The sequence below is a fragment of the Streptomyces sp. NPDC025793 genome (assembly GCF_055558375.1).
The window spans coordinates 1-23,332 of sequence record NZ_JBVHMR010000036.1 but is presented as its reverse complement, the minus strand read 5'-3'; the positions used below and the strand labels follow the sequence as shown (position 1 = coordinate 23,332).

Annotated in this window: 23 protein-coding genes and 2 pseudogenes; 16 read left to right on the top strand and 9 right to left on the bottom strand. The window is 71.7% G+C overall.

Annotated elements, in window-relative coordinates; all coding sequences use genetic code 11:
- Window positions 1-416: 416 nt before the first annotated feature.
- Window positions 417-1,280, bottom strand: coding sequence for a TIGR03620 family F420-dependent LLM class oxidoreductase (locus ACZ4MF_RS38775; RefSeq protein ID WP_467497676.1), 864 nt, complete (start codon window positions 1,278-1,280; stop codon window positions 417-419).
- 1,309 nt (window positions 1,281-2,589) lie between these two features.
- Here ACZ4MF_RS38775 and ACZ4MF_RS38770 point away from each other — a divergent pair.
- The 3 genes from ACZ4MF_RS38770 (at window position 2,590) to ACZ4MF_RS38760 (ending at window position 5,517) form a co-directional block, all read left to right on the top strand.
- On the top strand, window positions 2,590-3,009 hold the full coding sequence (locus tag ACZ4MF_RS38770) for a hypothetical protein (protein WP_467497674.1): 420 nt from the start codon (window positions 2,590-2,592) through the stop codon (window positions 3,007-3,009).
- Window positions 3,010-3,127: 118 nt separating this feature from the next.
- Window positions 3,128-4,264: a PLP-dependent cysteine synthase family protein gene (locus ACZ4MF_RS38765; RefSeq protein WP_467497672.1), complete on the top strand. Its 1,137-nt coding sequence runs from the start codon at window positions 3,128-3,130 to the stop codon at window positions 4,262-4,264.
- Window positions 4,261-5,517 (top strand): MDR family MFS transporter, encoded by a 1,257-nt coding sequence (locus ACZ4MF_RS38760; protein WP_467497670.1) that lies wholly within the window; start codon window positions 4,261-4,263, stop codon window positions 5,515-5,517. The genes ACZ4MF_RS38765 and ACZ4MF_RS38760 overlap by 4 nt, the downstream gene beginning before the upstream one ends.
- A gap of 12 nt (window positions 5,518-5,529) precedes the next feature.
- Here ACZ4MF_RS38760 and ACZ4MF_RS38755 read toward each other — a convergent pair whose 3' ends face one another.
- A complete protein-coding gene (locus ACZ4MF_RS38755) occupies window positions 5,530-6,909 on the bottom strand; it encodes an MFS transporter (protein WP_467497760.1) in 1,380 nt (459 codons plus the stop codon).
- A gap of 159 nt (window positions 6,910-7,068) precedes the next feature.
- Here ACZ4MF_RS38755 and ACZ4MF_RS38750 point away from each other — a divergent pair, with 159 nt between their 5' ends.
- Window positions 7,069-7,428, top strand: a complete 360-nt coding sequence (locus tag ACZ4MF_RS38750; RefSeq protein WP_467497668.1) for an ArsR/SmtB family transcription factor — start codon at window positions 7,069-7,071, stop codon at window positions 7,426-7,428.
- 227 nt (window positions 7,429-7,655) lie between these two features.
- Here ACZ4MF_RS38750 and ACZ4MF_RS38745 read toward each other — a convergent pair whose 3' ends face one another.
- Window positions 7,656-8,060 carry an ArsR/SmtB family transcription factor gene (locus ACZ4MF_RS38745; RefSeq protein WP_467497666.1) on the bottom strand — a complete coding sequence of 135 codons (405 nt, stop codon included), beginning with the start codon at window positions 8,058-8,060 and terminating at the stop codon, window positions 7,656-7,658.
- Between the two features lie 115 nt (window positions 8,061-8,175).
- Between ACZ4MF_RS38745 and ACZ4MF_RS38740 the strand changes: the two genes are divergently transcribed.
- Together ACZ4MF_RS38740 and ACZ4MF_RS38735 are read left to right on the top strand one after the other, a co-directional pair.
- Window positions 8,176-10,149 (top strand): heavy metal translocating P-type ATPase, encoded by a 1,974-nt coding sequence (locus tag ACZ4MF_RS38740; RefSeq protein WP_467497664.1) that lies wholly within the window; start codon window positions 8,176-8,178, stop codon window positions 10,147-10,149.
- Window positions 10,146-10,553, top strand: a complete 408-nt coding sequence (locus tag ACZ4MF_RS38735; protein ID WP_467497662.1) for a (2Fe-2S) ferredoxin domain-containing protein — start codon at window positions 10,146-10,148, stop codon at window positions 10,551-10,553. The genes ACZ4MF_RS38740 and ACZ4MF_RS38735 overlap by 4 nt, the downstream gene beginning before the upstream one ends.
- Window positions 10,554-10,928: 375 nt before the next feature.
- Here the strand turns inward: ACZ4MF_RS38735 and ACZ4MF_RS38730 are convergent, their stop codons facing one another.
- Together ACZ4MF_RS38730 and ACZ4MF_RS38725 are read right to left on the bottom strand one after the other, a co-directional pair.
- Window positions 10,929-11,582: a DUF3105 domain-containing protein gene (locus ACZ4MF_RS38730; protein ID WP_467497660.1), complete on the bottom strand. Its 654-nt coding sequence runs from the start codon at window positions 11,580-11,582 to the stop codon at window positions 10,929-10,931.
- A 114-nt stretch (window positions 11,583-11,696) separates the two neighbouring features.
- Complete coding sequence (locus ACZ4MF_RS38725) at window positions 11,697-12,125, bottom strand: hypothetical protein (protein ID WP_467497658.1); 429 nt, start codon at window positions 12,123-12,125, stop codon at window positions 11,697-11,699.
- Between the two features lie 818 nt (window positions 12,126-12,943).
- Between ACZ4MF_RS38725 and ACZ4MF_RS38720 the strand changes: the two genes are divergently transcribed.
- From ACZ4MF_RS38720 to ACZ4MF_RS38710, 3 genes are read left to right on the top strand one after another with little or no spacing between them, the layout of a single operon-like run.
- Window positions 12,944-14,017 (top strand): extracellular solute-binding protein, encoded by a 1,074-nt coding sequence (locus ACZ4MF_RS38720; RefSeq protein ID WP_467497656.1) that lies wholly within the window; start codon window positions 12,944-12,946, stop codon window positions 14,015-14,017.
- A 14-nt stretch (window positions 14,018-14,031) separates the two neighbouring features.
- A complete protein-coding gene (locus ACZ4MF_RS38715) occupies window positions 14,032-15,555 on the top strand; it encodes an ABC transporter permease (RefSeq protein WP_467497654.1) in 1,524 nt (507 codons plus the stop codon).
- Window position 15,556: 1 nt separating this feature from the next.
- Window positions 15,557-16,615 (top strand): ABC transporter ATP-binding protein, encoded by a 1,059-nt coding sequence (locus tag ACZ4MF_RS38710; RefSeq protein ID WP_467497652.1) that lies wholly within the window; start codon window positions 15,557-15,559, stop codon window positions 16,613-16,615.
- A gap of 170 nt (window positions 16,616-16,785) precedes the next feature.
- Here the strand turns inward: ACZ4MF_RS38710 and ACZ4MF_RS38705 are convergent.
- Window positions 16,786-16,911: pseudogene (locus ACZ4MF_RS38705) on the bottom strand (MerR family transcriptional regulator); the annotation flags it as partial.
- Between ACZ4MF_RS38705 and ACZ4MF_RS38700 the strand changes: the two are divergent.
- Window positions 16,888-17,607 (top strand): annotated as a pseudogene (locus tag ACZ4MF_RS38700) (MFS transporter); the annotation flags it as partial. The pseudogenes ACZ4MF_RS38705 and ACZ4MF_RS38700 overlap by 24 nt on opposite strands.
- Here ACZ4MF_RS38700 and ACZ4MF_RS38695 read toward each other — a convergent pair.
- The 3 genes from ACZ4MF_RS38695 to ACZ4MF_RS38685 form a co-directional block, all read right to left on the bottom strand.
- The gene (locus ACZ4MF_RS38695) at window positions 17,502-17,969 is read right to left on the bottom strand and encodes an acyl-ACP desaturase (protein ID WP_467497759.1); all 468 of its coding nucleotides are present in this window, start codon (window positions 17,967-17,969) and stop codon (window positions 17,502-17,504) included. The pseudogene ACZ4MF_RS38700 and the gene ACZ4MF_RS38695 overlap by 106 nt on opposite strands.
- Window positions 17,970-18,071: 102 nt before the next feature.
- Window positions 18,072-18,398 (bottom strand): PH domain-containing protein, encoded by a 327-nt coding sequence (locus tag ACZ4MF_RS38690; protein WP_467497650.1) that lies wholly within the window; start codon window positions 18,396-18,398, stop codon window positions 18,072-18,074.
- Window positions 18,399-18,444: 46 nt separating this feature from the next.
- Window positions 18,445-18,654: a hypothetical protein gene (locus tag ACZ4MF_RS38685; RefSeq protein WP_467497648.1), complete on the bottom strand. Its 210-nt coding sequence runs from the start codon at window positions 18,652-18,654 to the stop codon at window positions 18,445-18,447.
- Window positions 18,655-19,069: 415 nt separating this feature from the next.
- Here ACZ4MF_RS38685 and ACZ4MF_RS38680 point away from each other — a divergent pair, with 415 nt between their 5' ends.
- The 6 genes from ACZ4MF_RS38680 (at window position 19,070) to ACZ4MF_RS38655 (ending at window position 22,865) form a co-directional block, all read left to right on the top strand.
- Window positions 19,070-19,411, top strand: coding sequence for an ArsR/SmtB family transcription factor (locus ACZ4MF_RS38680; protein ID WP_467497647.1), 342 nt, complete (start codon window positions 19,070-19,072; stop codon window positions 19,409-19,411).
- A complete protein-coding gene (locus ACZ4MF_RS38675; RefSeq protein ID WP_467497645.1) occupies window positions 19,408-21,144 on the top strand; it encodes a SulP family inorganic anion transporter in 1,737 nt (578 codons plus the stop codon). Before ACZ4MF_RS38680 ends, ACZ4MF_RS38675 begins: the two co-directional genes overlap by 4 nt.
- A complete protein-coding gene (locus tag ACZ4MF_RS38670) occupies window positions 21,141-21,554 on the top strand; it encodes a pyridoxamine 5'-phosphate oxidase family protein (protein ID WP_467497643.1) in 414 nt (137 codons plus the stop codon). The genes ACZ4MF_RS38675 and ACZ4MF_RS38670 overlap by 4 nt, the downstream gene beginning before the upstream one ends.
- Complete coding sequence (locus ACZ4MF_RS38665) at window positions 21,551-21,976, top strand: ATP-binding protein (RefSeq protein ID WP_467497641.1); 426 nt, start codon at window positions 21,551-21,553, stop codon at window positions 21,974-21,976. The genes ACZ4MF_RS38670 and ACZ4MF_RS38665 overlap by 4 nt, the downstream gene beginning before the upstream one ends.
- Window positions 21,977-22,047: 71 nt before the next feature.
- Window positions 22,048-22,449, top strand: coding sequence for an STAS domain-containing protein (locus ACZ4MF_RS38660; protein WP_467497639.1), 402 nt, complete (start codon window positions 22,048-22,050; stop codon window positions 22,447-22,449).
- A 59-nt stretch (window positions 22,450-22,508) separates the two neighbouring features.
- Window positions 22,509-22,865, top strand: a complete 357-nt coding sequence (locus ACZ4MF_RS38655) for a zinc ribbon domain-containing protein YjdM (RefSeq protein ID WP_467497637.1) — start codon at window positions 22,509-22,511, stop codon at window positions 22,863-22,865.
- The last annotated feature ends 467 nt before the right edge of the window (window positions 22,866-23,332 follow it).

Sequence of the window (23,332 nt, the reverse complement as noted above, 5' to 3'; positions counted from 1 at the left end):
CTTGACGGCGTCCTTGACGATCAGCTTCGCCTTGGTGCCGAGACCTGTCTTCCGCGCGGTCTGGGCCGCGCCGGCCTGGGCCTGGTGGAACAGGGTCGTGCGGGCCGCGGCGGTCAGGCTGGTGGCGAGGAGGGCTCCTGCTGCGACCGCGGTGGCGATGACCGGAGTGGTGCGCTGGTGGCGCAGGTAACGGGGAGTTGGGGTGTGGCTGCGCTCTCGCACTTCTCGGCCCCGCACCACTCCGCGTGCTTCTCCCCGCGTCAAGCCGGCACCGGCGCCACGCAGGTGGGGAGGGGGACCGATTCCCCTGCCCCGCCCCACGGAACGGGCACTTGGCTGACCAGCCGTCGGCTGCCGCCGACGTGACCGGTGCTGTCGAACGACTCTGGCTCCGCTCCTGCCTCGCCAGGCGGTGTCTATGCGAGGAGCACAGCAGCCAGTTCACGCCAGGCGCTGCGCGCGAACGTGCCCCGCGAGTCGGTGGCGATCTGCACGGCGATGTGGTCGGCGCCTGCCTTGCGTCGTTCTGCGAGACCTGCCGCGATGTCCTCCGGCTTTCCCCAGAGGAAGAGGGCGTCGACAAGGCGGTCGCTTCCGCCGCCGGCCAGGTCCTCCTCTGTGAACCCGGACCGCAGCCACGCGGACCGATAGTTGGCCAAGGGCATGTACGGAGCGAGCGTGTCCCGCGCGCGGGCGCGAGCCGTTGCCGGGTCGTCGTGCGGGATGACGGTCTGCTCCAAGGCGAGCAGCGGCCCCGGCCCCAGCAGTTCCCTGGTCCGGGCCACGTGCTCGGTGTCGACCAGGTACGGGTGGACGCCGAGGGACCGACGGGCCGCCAGTCGGGTCATCCGGGGCCCGTGTGCCCCGACCAGCCGTGCGGTGGCCGGCAGTGCCATGGCTGTCGAATCGAGTCCGTCCAGGTAGTCGGCCATCGCGGTGTAGGGCCGCCGGTATGTGTCGACTATCTCGCCGTGGCTGACGCCCAGGCCGACCACCAGTCGCTCTCGATCACCCGCTGGAAGTGCGTGGTAGGCACAGGCCAGACGACCCGCGGGCTGGGCCCAGATGGAAACACAGGCGGTGGCCACGGTGACGTGACGCGTCGCGTTCAGCACCCCGGCCGCGCGGAGCAGGTCACCCCGCGGATTGCCGCCGGGCTCACCGCCGAGCCACAGGGCCCCGTACCCGAGTTCCTCGGTCTCCGCCGCGGCGTCGGCGGCCTCGCCGCGGTCGCCGTGGGTGAACGCCAAGCTCCAGATCCCGAACGTCCCCAGTTCCATAGGCTTCCTCCTGATATCGGGTGCCGCCCTTCTTGTCCGGTCTTATCCGGGCGGCCACCTCCACCGCCAGAGCGCCAACGGGGGAGGCGCGCTCGGACTCGTGCAAATGAGCCACGCAGAAATCGCGGCCAGTGAGGAAGCGGACTCCCCGGCCGTGGGGCTCACATCCGCCTGGTTCCGGACAGCCAGCGCCAGGGGCCTTCGCACCGGCCGGACTGACGGGCGCGCGCCGGTCGGACGAGCCTCGCGCATGACCCGTCGGACACGGCACAGGAGTCTCGCGTCGTGAGAGTTCGCTGCCGGCGCAGGAGAGGCTGAAGCTCTCATTCGGCAGCGGGAAGTCCGGCGTGATCGTGTCAGCCGACGCGACCACGGCCGCGCGGTCGGCGGCCAGGTCGCGGACGACGGACAGACAGAACGCAGCCGGTCCGTGAAGGTGAAGGGTGCAGCGTTCGTCAGCCCCCACCCGCGGCGGCGCAGCACGTACTCGGCGCGCGGTCCGCAGCGGGGCAGTCACGCTCTGGGCGGCCGCGGCCATCGCCCGGCTGACCGTGAAGGCAGGCCAGAAGGTCACTGTCGGCAATGAAGACTCCGCCGCGCACACCGTCACCGCGACGCAGGGCAACGCGTGCGCTGCCGAACGCATCGCAGGCGGTAAGCCCGGCAGCTTCACGGCGCCGTCGTGGAAGGGCGCCTTCGGCCGGGATTCGAGCGTGCCGCTGGACACCCCGCGACGGCGGCCCTTGAGCACTGCGGCCCGGAGGATGCCGACGGCGTCGGGCCGGGCCGCAATGTCACCTGCGGAGCCGGTGTCGTTGACCAGGGCCTGCCGGAGGGGCGTCCGCCGGCCGCGCGACCTTTGAGCTCGTCCTGTCGTGATCGCTCATCATGCCGGGCATCGCGGAGGCGTGCTCCTCGGCCAGGTCGGCCATGGCGATGGCCAGGCGACGGTGGGGGATCGGGGGATCATCCCCGCCGCAAGCGGCTGGCAGAAGCGCCGTCATCGCTGCGGCAGCGGTCACGGTGATGGGACGGAGCAGAGCGTGACGTGCTCATGACTTGGGAGTTCCTGGAGATGCCGAAGGGACCTTGGGCGTGCCGGTACGTCGCCGGTGAACAGTGCGGCGGCACACCACGCCGCAGGGACAGTTCTTCAGACCGCGGGCGCCGGAAGTTCCCGGCGGCTCCCACGGCTCGCCAGGGGCTTCATGTTCCTCAGTCGTGTGGGGTGTAGGTTCCGGCGCCCCACCCGGCCGCTACCCGGCTGCCCGAATATGACCCTGGGTGCCTGATCCATTACGCTGTGCATGTGATCGGGCTGTGGATCAGGGGGAGGGCCGGCGGACGTTCGGGCCGTGTCGGTCTGCTGCTCGGTCTCGTCGTGATCACCGTCGTCCACCTCTCGGGCACGGTGCACGGTGCTTCCTTCGAGGGGCCGCACCTGGACGCCGTCGAGGCTGTGGGCGCGCACCACGGTGCATCAGACGCCCCGACCCCGGAGCACGACCACAAGGCCGGCGGGCACATCGATCACGCCGCAGACCGCCCGCGCTCCGTCTCCGCCGACGACATCGTCCTCGAACCCGGCGCCGACGCGCTCGCCCTGATCCCGGTCGGCGCAACAGGCCCCTTCGGCACAGGCGCCACCGGTCCAGGCGGCCCGCCAGGCGGCAGGGGCTGCCCCGACGGCCGGTACACCCTCGCGCTCCACTGCATCTGGCGGCAGTAGGCAACGCCCGCACGCCTCGACCCCGGCTCACGCGCCGGCCGGAGGCGTGCCCGCGTGCCCACCGAACCGTCAATCACCGCCCCTGCCATCGCGCAGGGCGCGAAGGAGCCGTACGCCCATGCACCTCTCCCCGCTCGAACAGCTGGAACCGCCCGAACCCCTCGGCGCCCACGCGCCGCTGCCCCTGATCGCCCGCAGGCCGGCCCAACTCGTCGGCAACACCCCGGTCCTGTGGATCGACCAGCCCTTCGCCCCGCCCGGCCGAGGCTTCTACGCCAAGCTGGAGGGCACCAACCCCGGCGGCATCAAGGACCGCCCCGGACTGCACATGGTCCGCGAGGCCCGGCGGCGCGGCGACCTCACCCCCGGCGCGCCGATCGTCGAGTCCTCCAGCGGCACCCTCGGCCTGGGGCTGGCCCTGGCCGGACTGACCTACGGCCACCCCGTCACCGTCGTCACCGACCCCGGCATGGAACCCGCCATGGTCCGCCTGCTCACCGCCCTCGGCGCGCACGTCGACCGGGTCGCCGCCCCGCATCCGGAGGGCGGCTGGCAGGAGTCCCGCCGCGGGCGCGTCGCCGACTTGCTCGCCCGCACCCCGGGTGCGTACTGCCCGGACCAGTACCACAACCCCGACAACGTCGCGGCCTACCGCCCGCTGGCCGCCGAGCTGATGGCCCAGCTGGGACGCATCGACGTCCTGGTGGCCGCCGTCGGGACCGGAGGCCACTCCGCCGGCACCGCGTCCGTCCTGCGCGAATCCTTCCCCGGCCTGATCCTCATCGGGGTTGACTCGGTCGGCTCGACGATCTTCGGCCAGCCCGCCGCGCCGAGACTGATGCGCGGCCTGGGCTCCAGCATCCACCCCGAGAACGTCGACTACGACGCCTTCGCCGAGGTCCACTGGGTCGCCCCGGCCGAAGCGGTCTGGGCCTGCCGCCGACTGGCCCGCCGCCACTACGCCTCCGGCGGCTGGAGCGTCGGCGCGGTCGCCCTGGTCGCCGGGTGGGCCGCGCGGACGTATCCGCCGGGCACCCGGATCGCCGCGATCTTCCCGGACGGTCCGTACCGCTACCTGGAGACCGTCTACAACGACGCCTGGTGCCGCGAGCACCGGCTCTTCAGCGAGGAACAGCCGTGGGAGCCCGACGAGATCGCCGCCCAGGACGCCTGCGTGGTGACCGGCTGGACCCGGTGCAGCCAGGTCCACGACCCCCTGGGGCGCGAGCGGGTGAAGGCGGTGGTCGTCCGATGAAGGGGTTGCGGGCCCAGGTGGCCTCCTTCGACCGCCCGGCACAGCTGTTGATGGTGAACCAGTTCGCCATCAACCTGGGCTTCTACATGCTGATGCCCTACCTCGCCGACCACCTCGCCCACGGTCTCGGCCTCGCCGCCTGGACCGTGGGACTGGTGCTCGGCATCCGCAATCTCTCCCAGCAGGGCATGTTCCTCGTCGGCGGCACCCTCGCCGACCGCTACGGCTGTAAGCCGATGATCCTCACCGGGTGCGTCCTGCGGACGGTGGCCTTCGGCCTGCTCGCGGTGGCGGGGACTCTGCCCGCGCTGATCGTTGCGTCGGCGCTGACCGGCCTGGCGGGCGCGCTGTTCAACCCGGCGGTCCGCGCCTACCTGGCCGCCGACGTGGGAGAGGAACGACGCGTCGAGGCCTTCGCCGCTTTCAACGTCTTCTACCAGGCGGGCGTCCTCATCGGCCCGCTCGCCGGACTCGCCCTGCTGACCTGGGACTTCGGGGCAGTGTGCGCTGTCGCCGCACTGATCTTCGGCGCCCTGGCCGTTCTCCAGACCCGCGCTCTTCCGCCTCGCCCGCCGCAGGCACGCGGCACTGAGCCGGCCTGGCGCGCGGTGGCCGCCGACTGGCGCACCATCGCCGCCAACCGGCCGTTCCTCCTCTTCGCCGCCGCGATGGCCGGCTCGTACGTCCTCGCCTTCCAGGTCTACCTCGCCCTCCCGCTGCGCGCCCGTGAACTCTTCGGTGACCGCACCGGGGTCGTGACGGGTGCCGTCTTCGCCGTCTCGGCGCTCGCCGCGCTGTCGGGACAGCTGAGACTGACGGCGTGGGCGAAGAAGGCGCTGTCCGGTCCGCGGGCCATCGCATACGGGCTGGTGGTGATGGGGGCGGCGTTCCTGCCGCTGCTGCCGGGACCGTACGGCGGAGTTCTCGGCACGGCGTGCGGCGTCGTCGGCCTCACCTTGTGCGCGGCTCTGCTCGCCTGGGGCGGGGCGCTTCTCTACCCGTTCGAGATGGACATCGTCGTCCGGCTCTCCGGGGACCGGCTCGTGGCGACGCACTACGGCGCCTACAACACCGCTTCCGGCATCGCGATCTCGCTCGGCAACCTGGCCGTCGGGGCGCTCTTCGACACCGGCGTGCGCTGGCTGCCGTGGACCGTGCTGGCGGCCACCGGGTTCGTGTGCGCGGGGCTGGTGGCGCGGCTGCACCGGGCCGGGTACCTCGCGGTGCCCAGCCCGGTTCCGGTGCCGGGGTGACGCGGTAGGCGGTCAGGGGTGGGCCGCGTGCAGAGGGTCGGGCCGGTAGTGGTGGCTGTGCCGCCAGCCGGTCCCGACCCGCGTGGCACCCGCGAGGTGTGGGTGGTCGCCGTCGAGGCCGGCGTGTTCGTGCTCGACGACGACCAGCGTCTCCCGCTGCGACCGCGACTGTGCCGACGGCGGCCTCCACAGCCGCAGGGCCAGCAGGGAGGCGGCCAGCGCGATCACGCCCAGCGCGACCACGGCCGCCTCCGGTCCGGCCTCCGCCCCCACCCACCCTGCCAGCGGGTACGTCAGCAGCCAGCAACTGTGCGACAGCGAGAACTGCGCGGCGAAGGCCGCCGCACGCTCCTCGGCCGGCGCCGCGTTGCGGATCAGTCGCCCGGCCGGGGTCAGCACCATCGAGCAGGCGGCACCGAAGGCCGCCCACACCACCAGCAGCGCGGGCCAGCGCCAACTCCCGCCGTGCGCGGCCGTGATCGCACCGAGCCCGGCGAAGACCACGCCGAGCAGCAGGGCGCCGCGCAGCATCACCGTCCGGTCGGAAACCGTCTCCAGCACACGCGGCAGGAGGAGGGCCACGATCATCGAGCCGCCGCCGTACGCGCCGAGTGCGAGGGGCACCATTCCCGCCGACAGGTCCAGGAAGTCGCGGACGTAGACGACGGAGTTGACGGTCACCATCGCACTCGCGGCGGCGACCGCGAGATTCAGGGCGAGCAGGGCGCGCAGTTGCGGGAGGGTGAAGAAGAGGCGGCTGCCCGCGGTGGCCTTCGCGTACGGGCCGCCGGTGCGCGGCGCGGGCGTGGCCGACGTGGTCGAGGGCTTGGGCAGGACCGCCGAGACCACGAGCGCGGCCGAGGCGAGGAAGCCCAGCATGGTGCCGGTGAACAGCCAGTTGTAGGTGATCACGGACAGCAGGGCCGCCGCCAGCGCGGGGGAGAACAGGCTCTCCAGGTCGTAGGCGAGCCGTGACATCGACAGGGCCTGCGTGTAGTCGCGCTCCTCCGGCAGGACGTCCGGGATGACGGCCTGGAAGGTCGGGGTGAAGGCGGCCGAGGCGGACTGGAGCAGGAAGACGAGGGCGTAGACCTGCCAGACCTGGTCCACGAACGGCAGGAAGAGCGCGACCGCGGCCCTGGTCAGGTCGACGGTGACCATGAGTGCCCGGCGCGGGATCCGGTCGGCGACCGCGCCGATCGCCGGTGCGATCAGGACGTAGGCCACCATTTTGATCGCGAGCGCGGTGCCCAGCACCGAACCGGCGTCGGCCCCCGCGATGTCGTACGCGAGCAGCCCGAGGGCCACCGTGGCCAAGCCGGTGCCGACGAGGGCGATGACCTGGGCGGCGAAGAGGTGGCGGTAGGTGCGGTTGCGCAGGACGGCGAACATGGGGCGGCTCCCGGGCGTGACGGGTCGACAGCACGACGGCATGCCGATCGGCTCGGCGTCGAGTGTAGCTGTCATGTGCGCACCTGCGCACATGACAGCTGGATGCCACCGTTCCCTGCCCGTGTCCGCTCCGTCGCCGGCTGGCTCTAGGCTGGCCTCATGCCCCAACGCGACGCTGTCCCAACTGCACCATCGGCGCATCTGCGTGCTCCGGACAGCGCCCGGCTGGCCGAGGCGACCGAGGTCTTCGCCCTGCTCTCGGACTCGACCCGGCTGCATCTGCTGTGGCTGCTCGCACAGGACGAGGCGGACGTCGGTTCACTGGCCGAGCGGTGCGACGCGTCCCGGACGGCGGTCAGCCAGCACCTGGCGAAGCTGCGGCTGGCCGGGCTGGTGGAGACGCGGCGCGAGGGCCGGCACATCCACTACAGCCTCCGCGACGGGCATCTGCGGCGCCTGGTCATGGAGGCCCTCAGCCACGCGGACCACCGGGTCAGCGGGGCGGCCCCGCACGACTGACCGGGCGGCCGTCCTGCCGGATCCACCCTTCGGTGATGAAGGTCTGCCAGGCCCGGTAGCCTTCGAGGGCCGGGGTGTTGATCTGGTTCGCACGGCGGCAGTTGAAGGCGGCGGCGATGTCGGCCGCGAGGCTCTCCGTGCTGTCCCCGCCGTACTCCTCCAGGCTTCATCCGTCGGATGAGCACTCCCGGTCACGTGCGACTTACGGCGGCCCGTCGACCGGCCGGTCAGAGGCTCGGCACAGCCGCTTCTTCCTGCCTCGGCTCGGCGACGGTGCCGGCGGCGTCGCTCATGCCGAGGCGGAGGTGCTCAATGTGGTAGACGGCCTGGTCGAGGAGTTCCGCTACGTGGTTGTCGTAGAGGGAGTAGACCACGGAGCGGCCCTTGCGGGTGCCGACCACCAGGCCGAGGTTGCGCAGCAGACGCAGTTGGTGGGAGCAGGCGGACTGCTCCATGCCGACCTCGGCGGCCAGTTCGGTCGCGGGCAGGGGGCCCTCGCGCAGGCGGGCGAGGATGAGCAGCCGTGAGGGGGTCGCCAGCGCCTGGAGGGTGGTGGCGACCTTGGCGGCGCTGGCGGCGTCCAGGCGCTGACGCGGAACGCCTTCTGCTGACGGTGCGGCTCCATGACCCATGGGCCCATGGTAGCGGTACCTTCCATGAACACATGAATGCCTCTTCATTCTTTCCTGCTACGGTGGTGGAATCGGACAGCGCTCCGCCCCGCTACTGATGAAGGACCCCACGTCGATGTCATCCACGCTCACCCGACCCGCGCCGCCCGGCGTCGCCCGTGACGCGGTGGCGCCCCGCCGCCGCACCCGGATCCTCGCCCTGCCCGAGGCCCGCTGGGCCGCGGCCGCGCTGGTGCTGTTCCTGCTCGCGCTGCCGCTGTACCTGGCCGGGGCGCCGGCCTGGGCGTGGGGCCTGCTGTTCGCCGCCGTCTATGTGACGGGCGGCTGGGAGCCGGGCTGGGCCGGACTTAAGGCACTGCGCGAGAAGACCCTGGACGTGGATCTGCTCATGGTCGTCGCCGCGCTCGGGGCGGCGGCGATCGGGCAGGTCCTGGACGGCGCGCTGCTGATCGTCATCTTCTCCACCTCCGGCGCGCTGGAAGCCGTCGCCACCGCCCGTACCGCCGACTCCGTGCGCGGTCTGCTCGACCTGGCCCCCGCGACGGCCACCCGTCTGACGGACGACGGCGGGGAGGAGACGGTGCCCACCGAGCGGCTGCGCGTGGGGGACACGATCCTGGTGCGGCCCGGCGAGCGGATCGGCGCCGACGGCCGCGTACTGGACGGGGCCGGCGAAGTCGATCAGGCGACCATCACCGGCGAGCCGCTGCCGGTGGCGAAGGAGGCCGGGGACGAGGTGTTCGCCGGCACTCTGAACGGCACCGGTGCACTGAGGGTGAAGGTCGAGCGCGACCCTTCCGATTCGGTGATCGCCCGCATCGTGGCGATGGTCGAGGAAGCCTCCGAGACCAAGGCCCCGACCCAGCTGTTCATCGAGGAGGTCGAGCAGCGGTACTCGATCGGGATGGTCGCCGCCACCGTCGCGCTGTTCGTCCTGCCCCTGCTCTTCGGCGCGGCGTTGCAGTCGACGCTGCTGCGGGCGATGACGTTCATGATCGTTGCCTCGCCGTGCGCGGTGGTGCTGGCCACCATGCCGCCGCTGCTGTCCGCGATCGCCAACGCGGGACGCCACGGCGTGCTGGTCAAGTCGGCCGTGGTCATGGAACGTCTCGGTCAAGTGGACGCGGTCGCCCTGGACAAGACCGGCACGCTGACCGAGGGCACCCCGCGGGTCACCGACATCCGCCCGCTGACCGGCTCCGGTGTGAGCGAGGACGAGCTGCTGCGGCTGGCGGCGGCGGCCGAGCACCCCAGCGAGCACCCGCTGGCCCGCGCGATCGTGGATGCCGCCCGCAGCCGCGAGCTGGACATTCCCGTGGTGGAGGACTTCGCCTCCGCGCCGGGTACGGGCGTCACCGCGACCGTCGCCGGCCGGAAGATCGCGGTCGGCAGCCCGGCCCGGCTCCTGGACGGCGGCACGCACCCGGCCGTCGCGGTCGCCGCCGGCCTGGAGGAGGAGGGCCGCACCGCCGCGCTGGTCACGGCCGACGGCACCCCGGTGGGCGTGCTGGGCATCGCCGACCGGCTGCGCGAGGAGGCCGCCGGCACCGTCGCCGCGCTGGGCGAGCTGACCGGCACCCCACCGGTGCTCGTCACCGGTGACAACCCGCGTGCGGCGGCGCGGCTCGCCGCCGAGGTCGGCATCACCGACGTCCGCGCGGGACTGCTCCCGCAGGACAAGGTCACCGCCGTGCAGGAGATGGAGCAGGCGGGCCGGAAGGTCATGGTGGTCGGTGACGGCGTCAACGACGCCCCCGCGCTCGCCGCCGCCCACACCGGCATCGCGATGGGCCGGGCCGGATCCGACCTCGCCCTGGAGACCGCCGACGCGGTCGTCGTCCGCGACGAGCTGGCGACCATCCCCACCGTGATCGCGCTCTCCCGCCGGGCCCGCCGCCTGGTGGTGCAGAACCTGGTGATCGCCGGTGTGTTCATCACCGGCCTGGTCATCTGGGACCTGGCCGGCACCCTGCCGTTGCCGCTCGGTGTCGCCGGGCACGAGGGCTCCACCGTCATCGTCGGCCTCAACGGCCTGCGCCTGCTGGCCGACGGAGCCTGGCGCCGCGCCCGAAACGGGACCGGCCGGTGAGCCGCCGTACCCGCGAGACCGGCCCCACCACGGCGGGGGCGGCCCGCTGCACGGTCACGGTGTGCCGGGGCTGCTGCTGCGGCACCGCGAAGATCCCCGGCCTGGACCACGCCGGCCAGCTCGCCCAGTTGCGACAGGCGCTCCCCGAAAGCGCCCAGGTGAGAGTGACCGGCTGTCTTGACGCCTGCGAACACGGCAACGTCATCGTCGTCCAGCCCTCCGCCACAGGCCGGGCCGCCGGCGGTCGGCCGGTGTGGCTGGGCCTCGTCAACGACACCGACGCCGCCGACGACATCGCCGCATGGATCGCCGCCGGCGGCCCCGGCCTCGCCGACCCGCCCGGCGTGCTCGACCTGTACGAGTTCACCCCCTCCCGCCGCATCCGCCGAGCCGTCGAGGGCTGACCCGACCCGCCAGCGGCAGCGGCCCAGGTGACAAGAAGACACGGACGGGCAGCAGCAGCCCGGCCAACGGCAGGACGATGAACACCACTTGGTGGACGTGGTCCTTGCCCGGCGGCAGTCCTCCCACCAAGTGGGCGATCCAGAAGGCCGGACAGAACCACGTTCAGCAACGGGTACCCGGGCAGCGGCCTGGTCCGGCTGGAGTTCGAGTTCGGTCCAGCCAGGTTGTGGAACACCGCCTACGGCAGGATGCCCGTCGGCCCGCGTCCCGGCAGCGCGGCAGCCACTCCGGACCAGTCGGTACGGATCGCCGACCGCTGGCCGAGCGGCCGCCGAAGCGGACTGCGCGCCGCCGAGCCCGAGCTCACGACGGTGTCACGAGGCGGTGAGGCCGCCCGTGCAGGCCGCGCCCGGCTCGGGGGTCTGCGGCCCTTGGACGTACTTGGTGAGGAACTGGTCGACCCTCGGGTCGGAGGCCTTGTCGACGCTGAGCTGATGGCCCCAGGCCGACAGCGTGATCGTCCCGGACTGAGTGCTGTCCGGGCTCATGAGCGTGTACGGGGTTTTGGTGATCCGGTCGGCGAGGGTCTTGACGTCCGCCGACGTGGCCCTGCCGTTGAACGTCACCCAGACCGCGCCGTGTTCGAGGGAGTGGAGGGCGTTCTCGTTCGGGACGGCCTTCGTGTAGACGTTGCCGTTGCAGGTCATCCACACCGGGTTGTGGTTACCGCCGACGGGCGGGTTCATGGGGTAGGCGACCTTGCCCTGGACGTGGTTGCGGCCCAGCTTGCCGGCGTCCCAGGTCTTCTCGCCGGATATCGGCTTCGCGGCTGTGGCCGCCTTCTGCTCCTTCTTCTGGTTGGCGTTGTTGATGGCATACGTGCCCCAGCCGATCAGGCCGGCGACGATGACCGTACTGATCGTGACGGTGATGATGCGATTGCGGCGCTCGCGGGACTTCTCGGCGCGGCGCATCGCCTCGATGCGGGCCTTGCGGTCGGCAGCCTGCTTCTTGCTGTTCTTGCTCATGACGGTGTGTTCCTCGTCCCCGCCGCGTGGTGTCGTCGGGCGGTGGTGGGTGCAGGAGGGAGATGGACGGACGCCGGCGGCCGCATGCGTCAGCGGCCGGCACGGTGGCGTCGTCTATGTCCGTTGCACCTGGAGGACGTGGAGATCGGGGGCGCCGCGCGTGGGCGTGAGGCCGAGGGCGCAGGCGAGGGTGGCCGGGCCGGGGAGACTCGGGTTGCGGGGCAGGACCGCGGGTACGGGTTGCGCCGTCGCGGGGAGCACCGCGCGGACGGCTTGAGTGTCCTGAGCGCAGCACATGTCACCGGTCGGGCAGTGGCCCGGGTGCGCCACGCGCAGCGCGTGGTGCTCGGCCGGGCCCTCCGCTGACGTCCGGACGGCGGACATCGCGGTCATGTGCGCGGGGGCGTGGTCGCCGGCAGAACGCGCCACTGAGCCCAGGCACATCACCAGCGCCATGAGCAGCACGGCCAGGGCAGGGCACAGCGCCGCGGCCGGCGTGGTCCGCCACGCGCTGCGGGGCCTGCACCGGGGGCGACCGCTCATCGTGACGATGCTCAGCGGTTCCGTGAACGCTCTTCCGGGCGGGCTCCGGCATTGCGTGCTGACGCCCGAGGGGCACCGTTCGTTACCGGGCCGCCCGCCGCTCCAGCGCACCACCGCACGTGACCGGCGCGGCAGCCGCGATACGGCGGTGTCGCGCCGCACACGCACTTCTTCACACCTCCTTCCTTCGTGTCGCCGTCGAGCAGGGACAACATCCCTCCGCAGTTCTCACGTGTTCAGTGCCTCTCCAACTCGGTGATCCGGTACCGGGCCCACTCCAGCAGCTCCGGATCTCCTCAGCCGGCACGGGAGTTGGCGGCCGGCGCGGGTGCTGTGACGGCGGAGCCGGGCGCCTGGGCGGCCGTAGCGGACTGCCCACCGCTGTGCTGTCGTACGACGGTGACGATCTTCGCTACGCGGGTGGGTAGGGCCGGGGGCGCTGGCCTGCGAGGTGGTGGCCGAGGGGTGGCCGGGTCGCCGGCCCGCACGGCGGCTCCCGGAGCGCCGATGATCCACTGCAACCTCCACAGAGACCCACTCGCTGTCACGCTTCGGTAACCGTTCGCGCGGGCGGTGGTGATGAGGCTGCCATGGGGTCTCTATGAACAAGCTATGCGATGGTCAAAAAGACGTCGTCAAATCATGGCATAGCAAGGCATTTAGGGGTATGAGGTGGCTGGATGGCTACTGGTCGGCGCGCGATGCATGTGTTTTCAGGCAAGGCTTACCTAAGTACGGTGAGCCTTGCTTTGCTGATGGCGGGTGTGTGCCGTGGGGGCGGCGTCGGCGGCCCGTCCGTGTCTTGCTTCGGAGGTCCCATGTCTCGTGTCGTCCTGCGGTCCGCGTGCCGGTCCGCTGTGCTGGCGACGGCAGTGTCGTTGTCGGTCCTGGCGCTGGCGGGGTGCAGCGGTTCGAACGATTCGGGAAGCTCGGCCACGTCGTCGTCGGGTGGTTCGCTGAAGGGGCAGACGATCACCGTCTACAGCGGTCAGCACGAGCAGACGGTCAGTGCGCTGGTGAAGGACTTCCAGGCGCGGACCGGCATCAAGGCCAACGTCCGCTCCGGTGACGAGGCCGAGTTGGCCAACCAGATCCTCACCGAGGGACCGGCATCCCCGGCGGACGTGTTCTTCGCGGAGAACCCGCCCGCGCTCACCACCCTGGAGAACAAGGGCCTGCTGGCGAAGGCGGACGCCGCCGGCCTGGCGGCGGTGCCGTCGGCCGACAGCTCGGCCCAGGGCGACTGGGTGGGCGTCTCCGCCCGCGAGGCCGCGTTCGTCTACGACACCAGCAAACTCAAGACGGCCCAAGTGCCCGTCGGCGTCAAGGACTTGGCGGGCCCCGCCTGGAAGGGGAAGCTCGGCATCGCGCCGAGCGAGACGGACTTCACTCCTATCGTCACCAGGATGATCACGACAGCGGGCGAGGCCGGTGCGAAGAGCTGGCTGGAGGGGCTGAAGGCCAACAGCAAGGTCTACGGCAGCAACGAGGACCTGGTCGCCGCCGTGAACCGGGGCGAGGTCGAGGGCGGCGTCATCGACCACTACTACTGGTACCGGCTGCGCGACGAACTCGGCGCCACCCACGTCCACAGCGCACTGGGCTACTTCAAGCAGGGCGACCCCGGCGCGCTGGTCGACGTCTCCGGCGCGGCCGTCCTCTCCCACGGCAAGCACCAGGCGGCCGCCCAGGCGTTCCTCGCCTACTTGACCAGCAAGCCCGCCCAGCAGATCATCGCCACCTCCGAGAGCTACGAGTACCCGCTCGCCGCCGGGGTGAAGAACACCAAGGTGAGCCGGGCGCTGGCGGCCTCCGGACCGGTCACCCGGGCCGCCGACCTCGGCGACGGCAAGGACGCCCTGCAACTCCTGCAGTCCGTCGGCCTGCTGTGAGGGCCCTTCGTACGATGCCGGGTCCGCTGCCGCTGGTGGCGGGCCTGGTCGCGCTGCTGGTCGCCTCACCGCTGGTGTTCGTCGGGCTCCAGGCTGCGCAGGCCGGCGGGGACACCGCGCACCGCCTGCTGGTCCGGCCCGTGGTGGGCACGCTGCTGTGGCACACCGTCGCCCTCACGACGGTCGTCACCGCAGGCGCGCTCGTGCTCGGCTTCGCCGCCGCCTACCTGGTGGAACGCACCGACCTGCCCGGACGCCGGGCGTGGAGCGTGGCGCTGGCGATGCCACTCGCCGTGCCGGAGTTCGTCCACGGCTACTCCTGGGTCTCGCTGTTCCCGCAGGTGCAGGGGTACTGGGGTGCCGTGCTGGTGATGACGTCCTCGCTGTATCCGCTGGTGTTCCTGCCGGTGGCCGCCACGCTGCGGCACGCCGACGCCTCCGCCGAGGAGGTTGCGCGCAGCCTGGGGCGCGGCCGGCTCGCGACCCTGTGGCGGGTCACACTGCCGCTCACCCGCCCCGCCCTGGCGGGCGGTGCGCTGCTCGTCTCGCTCTATCTCCTGGGCGAGTACGGGGCGTTCGCGATGCTGCGCTACACCACGTTCGCCACCGCGATCTACAACGAGTACCAGACCAGCTTCGACATGGCCTCCGCCAGCCTGCTCACGCTCGCCCTGGTCGGCCTCGCCCTCCTCCTCGTCGCTCTCGACGCGCGCGCCGCGCGGCGCGGCCGGGTGGTGCGCGAGGGCGCCACCGGACGAGACTGCGCCCCCGTGCCCCTGGGCCGGTGGAAGCCGGTCGCCGCAGGCGTGTTGACCGCGGTGGTGGGGGTGACGCTCGGGGTGCCGGTCTTCGCGCTCGTCCACTGGCTGCTGCGCGGCAGTTCCACCACCCTGCCGTCCGCCTCCATCGTCACCGAGACCGTGACGACGCTGGGGTACTCCCTGACGGCGGCTGCTGTCGCCACGACCGCAGCGGTGCCGGTGGCGCTCTACTCCTGGCGCCGCCCCACCCGCCTGGCCCGTACCGTGGAACGCGCCGCCTATCTGACCAGGGCACTGCCCGGCATCGCCGTCGCCCTGTCGGTGGTGTACTTCGCGATCCGCTACGCCCAACCCCTCTACCAGCAGCCGTCGTTGCTGGTAGCCGGGTATGTGGTGCTGTTCTTTCCGCTCGCCCTGACCTCCGTGCGGGCCTCCCTGGCCCATGTACCGCACGGAGTGGAGGACGTCGCGCGCTCACTGGGCGTCCGCGGAATCCTCGTCCTGGGCCGGATCACCCTCCCGCTGATCCTGCCCGGACTCGGCGCGGCCTTCGCGATGGTCACCCTCACCGCGAGCACCGAACTCACGGCCACGCTGCTGCTGCGCCCCACCGGCACCGAGACCCTCGCCACCCAGTTCTGGATCTACACCACCGGCCTCTCCTACGGGGCGGCGGCACCGTACGCCGCGGTGATGGTCGCGCTGTCCGTGCCCGCAGTCCTGATCCTGACCCGCCGCACCTTCCGCACGCCCTCAACCGCCCCTGAGGAGAACTGAGATGACCGGCCAGCCGGGCCTCTTGATCGAGAACCTGGAGGCGGCACACAGCCGCAGCGCGGTGCTCACGGGACTCGACCTCACCGTCGAGGACGGAGCCCTCGCCTGTGTCCTTGGCCCCTCCGGCTGCGGCAAGAGCACCTTGCTGCGCATCGTCGCCGGCTTCCATCCCGCGACCCGGGGCACGGTCACCCTGCATGGCCGCGTCCTGGACGACGGCCGCACCAGGGTCCCCGCCGAGCGCCGGCGCATCGGGTACGTGCCGCAGGACGGGGCGCTCTTCCCGCACCTGACCGTCGCCGCCAACATCGGCTTCGGCCTTCCCCGCGCGGGCCGCCGCGAGCGGGTGGGAGACATGCTCGACCTCGTCGGGCTGGACGGGCTCGCCGACCGCCACCCGCACCAGCTCTCCGGCGGCCAGCAGCAACGCGTCGCCCTCGCCCGCGCGCTCGCCCCCGGGCCCCAACTACTCCTGCTCGACGAACCGTTCGCCGCGCTGGACGCAGCACTGCGTACCGAACTGCGCACGGAGGTCGCCGCCACCCTACGGCGCGCGGGCGCCACCGCGATCCTGGTCACCCACGACGTGGACGAGGCACTCGCCTTCGCCGACACCATCGCCGTGATGCGCGACGGCCGCATCGTGCAGGCCGACACCCCCCACTCCCTCTACCACCACCCGGCCGACGCGGACATCGCCCGAGCCCTGGGCGAGGCCAACCTGCTGCCCGCCAAACCCGCTGACGGGTACGCCACCACCGAGTTCGGCCCGCTGTCCCTCACCATCGACACCGAGCGGGGAGACGGCGTCGTCATGCTCCGCCCCCACCAACTCCGGATGACTTCCGAACCCGGCCCGCACACCGTCCAGGCCCGAGTCGCCGCCTGCCTGTTCCGGGGCCACGACCACCGCGTCGAACTCGCCCCGAACTCCGGCCGGGACCTGCCCGAACGCCTCGTCCTTTACACGGACGCCCTGCCACCGGCAGTCGGCAGCCAGGTCCACGTCCGTGCGCAAGGCCCCGCCCATCCCCTCCGCGTCGAGGAGCGATTGCCGTAGACGGTGCCCACGGGCCCGTGCCGGAGGTAGCGCCTGGTGGAGGCGCACGGCTGCGGTGGGGCGGGACGTCGTCGACGCCTTTGGCGCGGCAGACGCTTGAGGCTGCGGAGCCATGGCTTGTCGCGCCGGCGCCGGCGCAGCGCACGCGACGCGGCTGTGCAGGCTTCGCCTCAGGCCGTCGGGTCCCAGAGCCCGGCGGCCTTGCCGCGGGCGAGACGCTCGGCGTAGACGTCGACCTTCCAGGCGATGACGGATCGGCACTCCTCCAGCGCCTGGATCTGTGCGTCGACGCGCTGTCCGTCGCCGGTTCACTCGCCCTCGTTGTCGGCGTTCCCGCCGGGACCTGCCTGGGCCGGCAGAGCGACTGGCGGGTGCCCGTCGCCATGCCGGCGGCTCTGGGGCTCGTCTCACTCGTGACGATCGCCGTCCTGCTGCCGACCTCGCGTCCGGAGGAGGAGCCCGCCGCCTACGGAACCGGTCCCGACGTCCGCGGGTTCGGGACCGTACTGGCGGCCGGGGCCCTGTCCGCCACCGGGGCGTTCGCGGGATACACCTACATCGTGGAGTTCCTGCACGACGTGAGCGGGTTCCCACCGAACACGGTCAGCGTCCTCTTCGTGGCTTTCGGCCTTGCGTGTCTGGCCGGGGTGAGCATCACCGGGACACTGCTGGACCGCTTTCCGGGCGCCGCGCTGACCACCGTCGTAGCCACGCAAGCGGTGGGCATGCTCGGCCTGTACACGGCCGGCACCGAACCCGTGGCGGCGGTGGTTTTCCTGGTACTGATGGGCGGCGCACTCGGGCCGGTGTTCATGACCACCCAGAACGAGATGCTGCGCTGCGCACCGGGCCGCACGGACATCGCACTCGCTGCGAACTCCGGTGCCTACAACGTCGGCATCGCAGCAGGCGCCGCGCTCGGGGGACTGGTGCTTCCGCTCGCCGACGTGCGGGGCGCCTTCCTCGCGGGCGGCCTGGTGACCGTCGGGGCCTGCACGGTGCTACTCGGTGGGCGGCTGCTGCCTGGGAGCGTCGAGGAATGATGCGGGGCCCCCACGGCAGCCGACGCATGACCATGCCCTCGCCGCCGCCCACGCCGTCGAGACCGCCTGGCGCGTTGATCACCTGTATGGCCTTGTGCCAGTTCGAGGGTGGCGGCGAGCAGGTTGCGGCAGAAGACCATGTGCGGGTTCTCGTCGTTGGCGACCTGCGCCAGCATCCAGTCGCAGACCAGGTCGCCGGAGGAGCGGGCGGCGTTGCGGTGGTAGATCCGGGTGGCCAGTTCCTGGCAGGCGTCGCAGGTCACCGTGTGCAGCGGCGAGTGCCGGTTGTCGGAGACGAGGCCGCCGCCCATGCGGACCATGCCCGCGCGTTCCAGCGCCACCGGGTCCACATGTCCCGTGTCACCGAAGTGTGAGCACGCGCCAACAGAGGCTGAGCCGGGCGAGTGATCGCTTCAACTTCGGGTAACCGTGATCTCATGGCCGTTGAGCACTTCGACGAGGCGCTCGGGCTCATCAGGTGTGATGACGGGCCTCACGCGTCGGCCGAGGTCGACGATCAGCGCCACGCGCTTTCGTGGGCGGGAAGTGTCGAGGTTGAAGTAGTGGACGAAGTCACCCGAACCCCAGAGGCGCCAGCTTCCCGTGCGGAGATCGAGCGGGATCCACCGCACCCCGCGGATTTGCGAGTAAGGGATCCGCTTGGCTGAACCCCAAGGGAAGTAGTAGCGGCGGATGATGAGCTCGCTGTCGGTGCATGCCAGCAAACCGTCGTCGTACATGATGTGCGGCTTAGGTGGTCTCCACGCCTTCCCCGATGACGAGGCGTCAGCCGGGCTGGAAGCCGCACTCGCGGCAGCGCGGGGTGACGGTCTTGACGCCGTCGTAGAACTCACCGACGTCGCGCCCCCTGTCGTACGCGATCGGGTCCGCGCCCGCCTCACCCTGCACGGCACGCTCACCACCGCCGCAGGGCCCGGGCTGGGCCTTCGCCGCCGTCCGGGCCGTCCTCGCCGAGAACAGCCTCGTCCATGACATCACCCCCGATGACCTGGCCCATGCTGCCCCGACCCGCTGGCCGCGTACGAGGCGAGCATCCACACCCACCTTGATGCCGCCCACCCGGATGTGGTCGCCCGCCCGCCTGACCCGGCTCGTCGAGCCCCGCCTCCTGCTCGGCGGGGTCTGTGTGCAGCCTGCACGGCTTGACCGGTACGGACTCGTCCTGCGCCTCGAACACGCACGCGGCCACCACGATGTCCGCCTCGCCTTCGCGGCTCCGGCCGAACGACCAAGATCACGTGGAGGTGCGAGACCGCCATGAAGCGGATATCGGAATTGCTAAATTTCGCAATTGATTAGATGCTGTCTTCGCTGTGCTCGCAGGTAGCCACGGGCACAGCTTCTGTCTGTCTCGCCCCCGGTGGGGCTGTGCGAGGGAAGCTGAGGGGTCGTGTCGGTTCCGCTGTACCAGGCGAAGGCCGAGTTCTTCCGGATGCTGGGGCATCCCGTACGGATCCGGGTGCTGGAACTGTTGCAGGACGGGCCGATGCCGGTGCGGGAGCTGCTGGCCGCCATCGAGGTGGAGCCCTCCAGCCTGTCCCAGCAGCTGGCGGTGCTGCGCCGCTCCGGGATCGTGGCATCCATCCGCGAGGGCTCGACCGTCGTCTACGAGCTGGCCGGCGGTGACGTCGCCGATCTGATGAAGGCCGCGCGGCGGATCCTGACCGAGATGCTCGCCGGGCGGAACGAGCTGCTGACCGAGCTGCGGGAAGCCGAGGTCGCGGCCCGATGAGCACGACGTTCACCCGGGCTGTGCGCACCCGGATCACCTCGCTGCTGCCGTCCCGCGCCGATCTGGCGCAGATACGCCGTGATCCGCGCCGGGACCTGCTCGCCGGGCTCACCGTGGCCATCGTCGCGCTGCCCCTCGCCCTCGGCTTCGGGGTGTCGTCCGGGCTCGGCGCCGAGGCGGGACTCGCGACCGCGGTGGTCGCGGGCGCACTGGCCGCCGTGTTCGGCGGGTCGAATCTCCAGGTCTCCGGGCCGACCGGCGCCATGACCGTCGTCCTCGTACCGATCGTCGCGCAGCACGGGCCCACCGCCGTGCTCACGGTGGGACTGATGGCCGGTGCCATGCTCGTGGTCCTCGCCGTGCTCAGAGCCGGGCGTTATATGCAGTACGTGCCCGCGCCCGTGATCGAGGGCTTCACGCTGGGCATCGCCGGGGTGATCGGGCTCCAGCAGGTGCCGAACGCACTCGGTGTGCCCAAGCCCAAGGGTGACAAGGTCCTCGCGGTCACCTGGCACGCGGTCGAGGAGTTCGTGAAGGCGCCGAACTGGACGGCCGTCGGGCTCGCGGCCGCGGTGGTCGTGTTCATGCTGGCCGGGGCGCGGTGGCGGCCGACCGTGCCGTTCTCCGTCATCGCCGTGATCGCCGCCACCGTCGTGGTGCAGGCCGCCGGGCTGGACGCGGAGCCGATCGGCGACCTGCCCTCGGGGCTGCCCGCGCCCTCCCTGTCGTTCCTCGACCTCGGTTCGCTCGGCTCGCTGCTGGCTCCGGCCGTGGCGGTGGCCGCCCTGGCGGCGCTGGAGTCGCTGATGTCCGCGGCCGCCGCCGACGCGATGACGGTGGGACAGCGGCACGACCCGGACCGCGAGCTGCTCGGCCAGGGCCTGGCCAACATCGCCGCCCCACTGTTCGGCGGCGTCCCGGCCACCGGCGCGATAGCGCGCACGGCGGTCAACGTCCGCACCGGTGCCGGCTCCCGGCTGGCCGCCCTTGTCCACGCCGCCGTCCTCGCGGTGATCGTCTTCGCCGCGGCGCCCCTGGTGTCGAAGATCCCGCTGGCCGCGCTGGCGGGCGTGCTGCTGGCCACCGCGATCCGCATGGTCGAGGTCGGCTCGCTGAAGGCCATGGCGAAGGCGACGCGGTCCGACGCCGTGATACTCGTCCTCACCGCGGCCGCCACCCTCGCCCTCGACCTCGTCTACGCCGTCATCATCGGTCTGGTCGTCGCCGGCGCCCTGGCGCTGCGGGCGGTGGCCAAGCAGGCCCGCTTCGGCCAGGTGCCGCTCGACCACGGCGACCACAGTGCCGAGGAGCACGCGCTGCTGGCCGAGCACATCGTGGCGTACCGGATCGACGGGCCGCTGTTCTTCGCCGCCGCGCACCGCTTCCTGCTGGAGCTGACCGAGGTGGCCGACGTACGGGTGGTCGTCCTGCGCATGTCACGGGTCTCCACGATGGACGCCACCGGCGCTCTCGTTCTCAAGGACGCGGTGGAGAAGCTGAGCCGACGCGGCATCCTCGTCCTGGCCTCCGGGATACGGCCCGGTCAGCGGCGGGTTCTCGACTCTGTCGGCGCGCTCGGCCTGTTGGGGCACGGGGGCCGCGACTACGCCACCACGCCCGAGGCGATCGCCGCCGCCCGCGACCACCTGGAGATGGCCGGAGTCCTGCCCGCCGTCCCGGCCCGGAAGACGAGCCCGAAGAGCACACCCGCCAGTGAGGAACCCATCCGATGAGCCCGCCCTCTCCTGTCCCGCGCATGGTCGAGGTCTCCGGCGCGGAGGCGCTGTGGCTGCTGGAAGCCACGCAGTTGGGGCGCCTGGTGTTCGTCCAGCGTGAGACGGCCGTCGTACGGCCCGCCCGGCACGTGTGGGAGTACGGCCGGCTGATCGCCCGCACCCCCGTCCAGGCGGCCGCCGTGCCGCTGACCGCGACCTACCAGGCCGACGACATCCAGGCCGCGACCGGCACCGGCTGGACGGTGACCGCGACCGGGCCGGCCGAAGCGGTCACCGACCCTGACGAGGCCGCCCATTACCGGCGTACGCTCGCGGGCTGGACGCACGGCCCCCACGACACGCTCGTGCGCATCCACCCGCAGACGGTCACCGGTTTCCGCCTCCTGCGGGGGGCGGAAACACGATGACCACGCAGCTGGAGGCGTTGCCGCACCGCCACGTGCTCACTTTGCCGACCGAGCCGGCTGCGGTCCGCGTCGCCCGGCAGACCGCCGAAGACGTGATGGTGGAGTGGGGCATCGGCCTGCGGCACCCCGCCGTGGGCCCGGCGCTGCTGATCCTGAGCGAGCTGGTCACCAACAGCGTGCGGCACGCCGCCGTTCTGTCCCCGCAGCTCGCTGTGTTCTACGCCGCGGGCCGGGACTGCTTCGCCTTCGCCGTCCACGACCGCCACCCCTACCAGCCGCCGTTGTACGCGTCGGCCCCCGGCACCGGTGCCGGGGGACTTGGCACCGTGATGGAACTCGTCCTCGGCCTGGGCGGCACCGCCATCGTGCGTCCGGACGCCGACGGCCAGGGCAAGAGCGTCTGGATCACCCTGCCCCTGTGACCCCGGCCCTGCCCTCGCTCAGCCGCGCCCCAGCCCCGCAAACCCCCGGCAGCACAAGGAAGTTCCCCCGCATGACCATCGACTGGCGCTACACCATCGAGCAGGATCTCGGCATCCTCTCCGTCGCCGGATACCTCGGCCCCGAGGCGGTACGCCGCTTCTCCGGCGCGATCGGCTGGGTCGAGGCCCGCGGCAGCGGTCCGGTCGTCCTCGACCTGGCCGAGCTGCGCGGCTGGTCCGCCGAGGGCCAGCTGGCCATCACCGAGGCCGCCCGCCGCCTCGCCGGCTCCGGCCGGATCCTGGAGCTGGCCGCCATCCCCGCCGACGGCTCCCTGGTCCCGGCCGCCGACTGCCCCAACATCCCGGTCCACTGCGACCTGACCGCGGCCCTCGCCGCCCACGGCCGGGTCCCGTCGGGTCCCGGCGAGGCGCAGCAGGAGTGGCGCACCGACGGCTGGTCCGCGTCCGCCTGACCCTGCCTGCCCCCCGGCTCATCTTTGCATCGACTCATCGAGAGAAAGACACTGGTCCCATGAGCGACACTCTTCCCCCTTGCCCCGAATGCTCCGGTGCGTACACCTACGGGATGGGCGCGCTTCTCGTCTGTCCCGAGTGCGGTCACGAGTGGTCGCCGTCCGACGACGCGTCCGGTGAAACCGGCGGGGACAAGGTGATCAAGGACTCGGTCGGCAACGTGCTGGCCGACGGCGACACCGTCACCGTGGTCAAGACCCTCAAGGTCAAGGGAAGTCCGACGGGTATCAAGGCGGGCACCAAGGTGCGCGGCATCCGGCTCATCGAGGACGGCGTGGACGGCCACGACATCGACTGCAAGATCGACGGGTTCGGTGCCATGCAGCTGAAGTCCAGCGTCGTCAAAAAGGTCTGAACCCGCCCGTCGCCCGGGCTGAGGGCGCCATCGGTCAGCCGCGGGTGATGTCCCGTACCTGGGGCACGCTGTGCGGAGCCGACTGTCCGTGACGGCCGCTGAAGGACAGCCTGAGCATGCGGCCCTCGCCGCAGCGCGGGCAGGTTCCGTCCGAGCGGACAGCGGTCGGTCGGCATTTCAGTCGGCAGGCAGGGCACTTGAGCCATACAACGCCACTGCCGCGCAACGGTGTGATCTTCACGCAAGCCTCCCTCGTTTGAGCTATGGAATTGCCAATATTGGCAATTGCTGAGGTCGTCACCGCTGAATGTGAGCGGCCCGGCCGCTCGGTGCGGGTTCGGTTGTGCCGGTGCCGCACGCGAGGATGGGTCACATGTTCTTGACGAGTGGGTGGATGCGATGCCGAGTGCACCGGCTGGTGAGGCCGTGTCGTGCTGGACGGGGGACGGCACGGTGAGTACGCCGCT

Coding starts and splice junctions, on each gene's coding strand:
- ACZ4MF_RS38690 (WP_467497650.1), bottom strand. CDS start 18,398: ATGTACGACGACGGTTTGCTGGCATGCACCGACAGCGAGCTCATCATC.
- ACZ4MF_RS38670 (WP_467497643.1), top strand. CDS start 21,141: ATGAGCCCGCCCTCTCCTGTCCCGCGCATGGTCGAGGTCTCCGGCGCG.
- ACZ4MF_RS38755 (WP_467497760.1), bottom strand. CDS start 6,909: ATGTTCGCCGTCCTGCGCAACCGCACCTACCGCCACCTCTTCGCCGCC.
- ACZ4MF_RS38725 (WP_467497658.1), bottom strand. CDS start 12,125: ATGAGCGGTCGCCCCCGGTGCAGGCCCCGCAGCGCGTGGCGGACCACG.
- ACZ4MF_RS38730 (WP_467497660.1), bottom strand. CDS start 11,582: ATGAGCAAGAACAGCAAGAAGCAGGCTGCCGACCGCAAGGCCCGCATC.
- ACZ4MF_RS38765 (WP_467497672.1), top strand. CDS start 3,128: ATGCACCTCTCCCCGCTCGAACAGCTGGAACCGCCCGAACCCCTCGGC.
- ACZ4MF_RS38740 (WP_467497664.1), top strand. CDS start 8,176: ATGTCATCCACGCTCACCCGACCCGCGCCGCCCGGCGTCGCCCGTGAC.
- ACZ4MF_RS38665 (WP_467497641.1), top strand. CDS start 21,551: ATGACCACGCAGCTGGAGGCGTTGCCGCACCGCCACGTGCTCACTTTG.
- ACZ4MF_RS38695 (WP_467497759.1), bottom strand. CDS start 17,969: ATGGGCGGCGGCCTCGTCTCCGACAACCGGCACTCGCCGCTGCACACG.
- ACZ4MF_RS38760 (WP_467497670.1), top strand. CDS start 4,261: ATGAAGGGGTTGCGGGCCCAGGTGGCCTCCTTCGACCGCCCGGCACAG.
- ACZ4MF_RS38655 (WP_467497637.1), top strand. CDS start 22,509: ATGAGCGACACTCTTCCCCCTTGCCCCGAATGCTCCGGTGCGTACACC.
- ACZ4MF_RS38660 (WP_467497639.1), top strand. CDS start 22,048: ATGACCATCGACTGGCGCTACACCATCGAGCAGGATCTCGGCATCCTC.
- ACZ4MF_RS38715 (WP_467497654.1), top strand. CDS start 14,032: ATGCCGGGTCCGCTGCCGCTGGTGGCGGGCCTGGTCGCGCTGCTGGTC.
- ACZ4MF_RS38745 (WP_467497666.1), bottom strand. CDS start 8,060: ATGGGTCATGGAGCCGCACCGTCAGCAGAAGGCGTTCCGCGTCAGCGC.
- ACZ4MF_RS38685 (WP_467497648.1), bottom strand. CDS start 18,654: ATGTCATGGACGAGGCTGTTCTCGGCGAGGACGGCCCGGACGGCGGCG.
- ACZ4MF_RS38710 (WP_467497652.1), top strand. CDS start 15,557: ATGACCGGCCAGCCGGGCCTCTTGATCGAGAACCTGGAGGCGGCACAC.
- ACZ4MF_RS38750 (WP_467497668.1), top strand. CDS start 7,069: ATGCCCCAACGCGACGCTGTCCCAACTGCACCATCGGCGCATCTGCGT.
- ACZ4MF_RS38720 (WP_467497656.1), top strand. CDS start 12,944: ATGTCTCGTGTCGTCCTGCGGTCCGCGTGCCGGTCCGCTGTGCTGGCG.
- ACZ4MF_RS38775 (WP_467497676.1), bottom strand. CDS start 1,280: ATGGAACTGGGGACGTTCGGGATCTGGAGCTTGGCGTTCACCCACGGC.
- ACZ4MF_RS38675 (WP_467497645.1), top strand. CDS start 19,408: ATGAGCACGACGTTCACCCGGGCTGTGCGCACCCGGATCACCTCGCTG.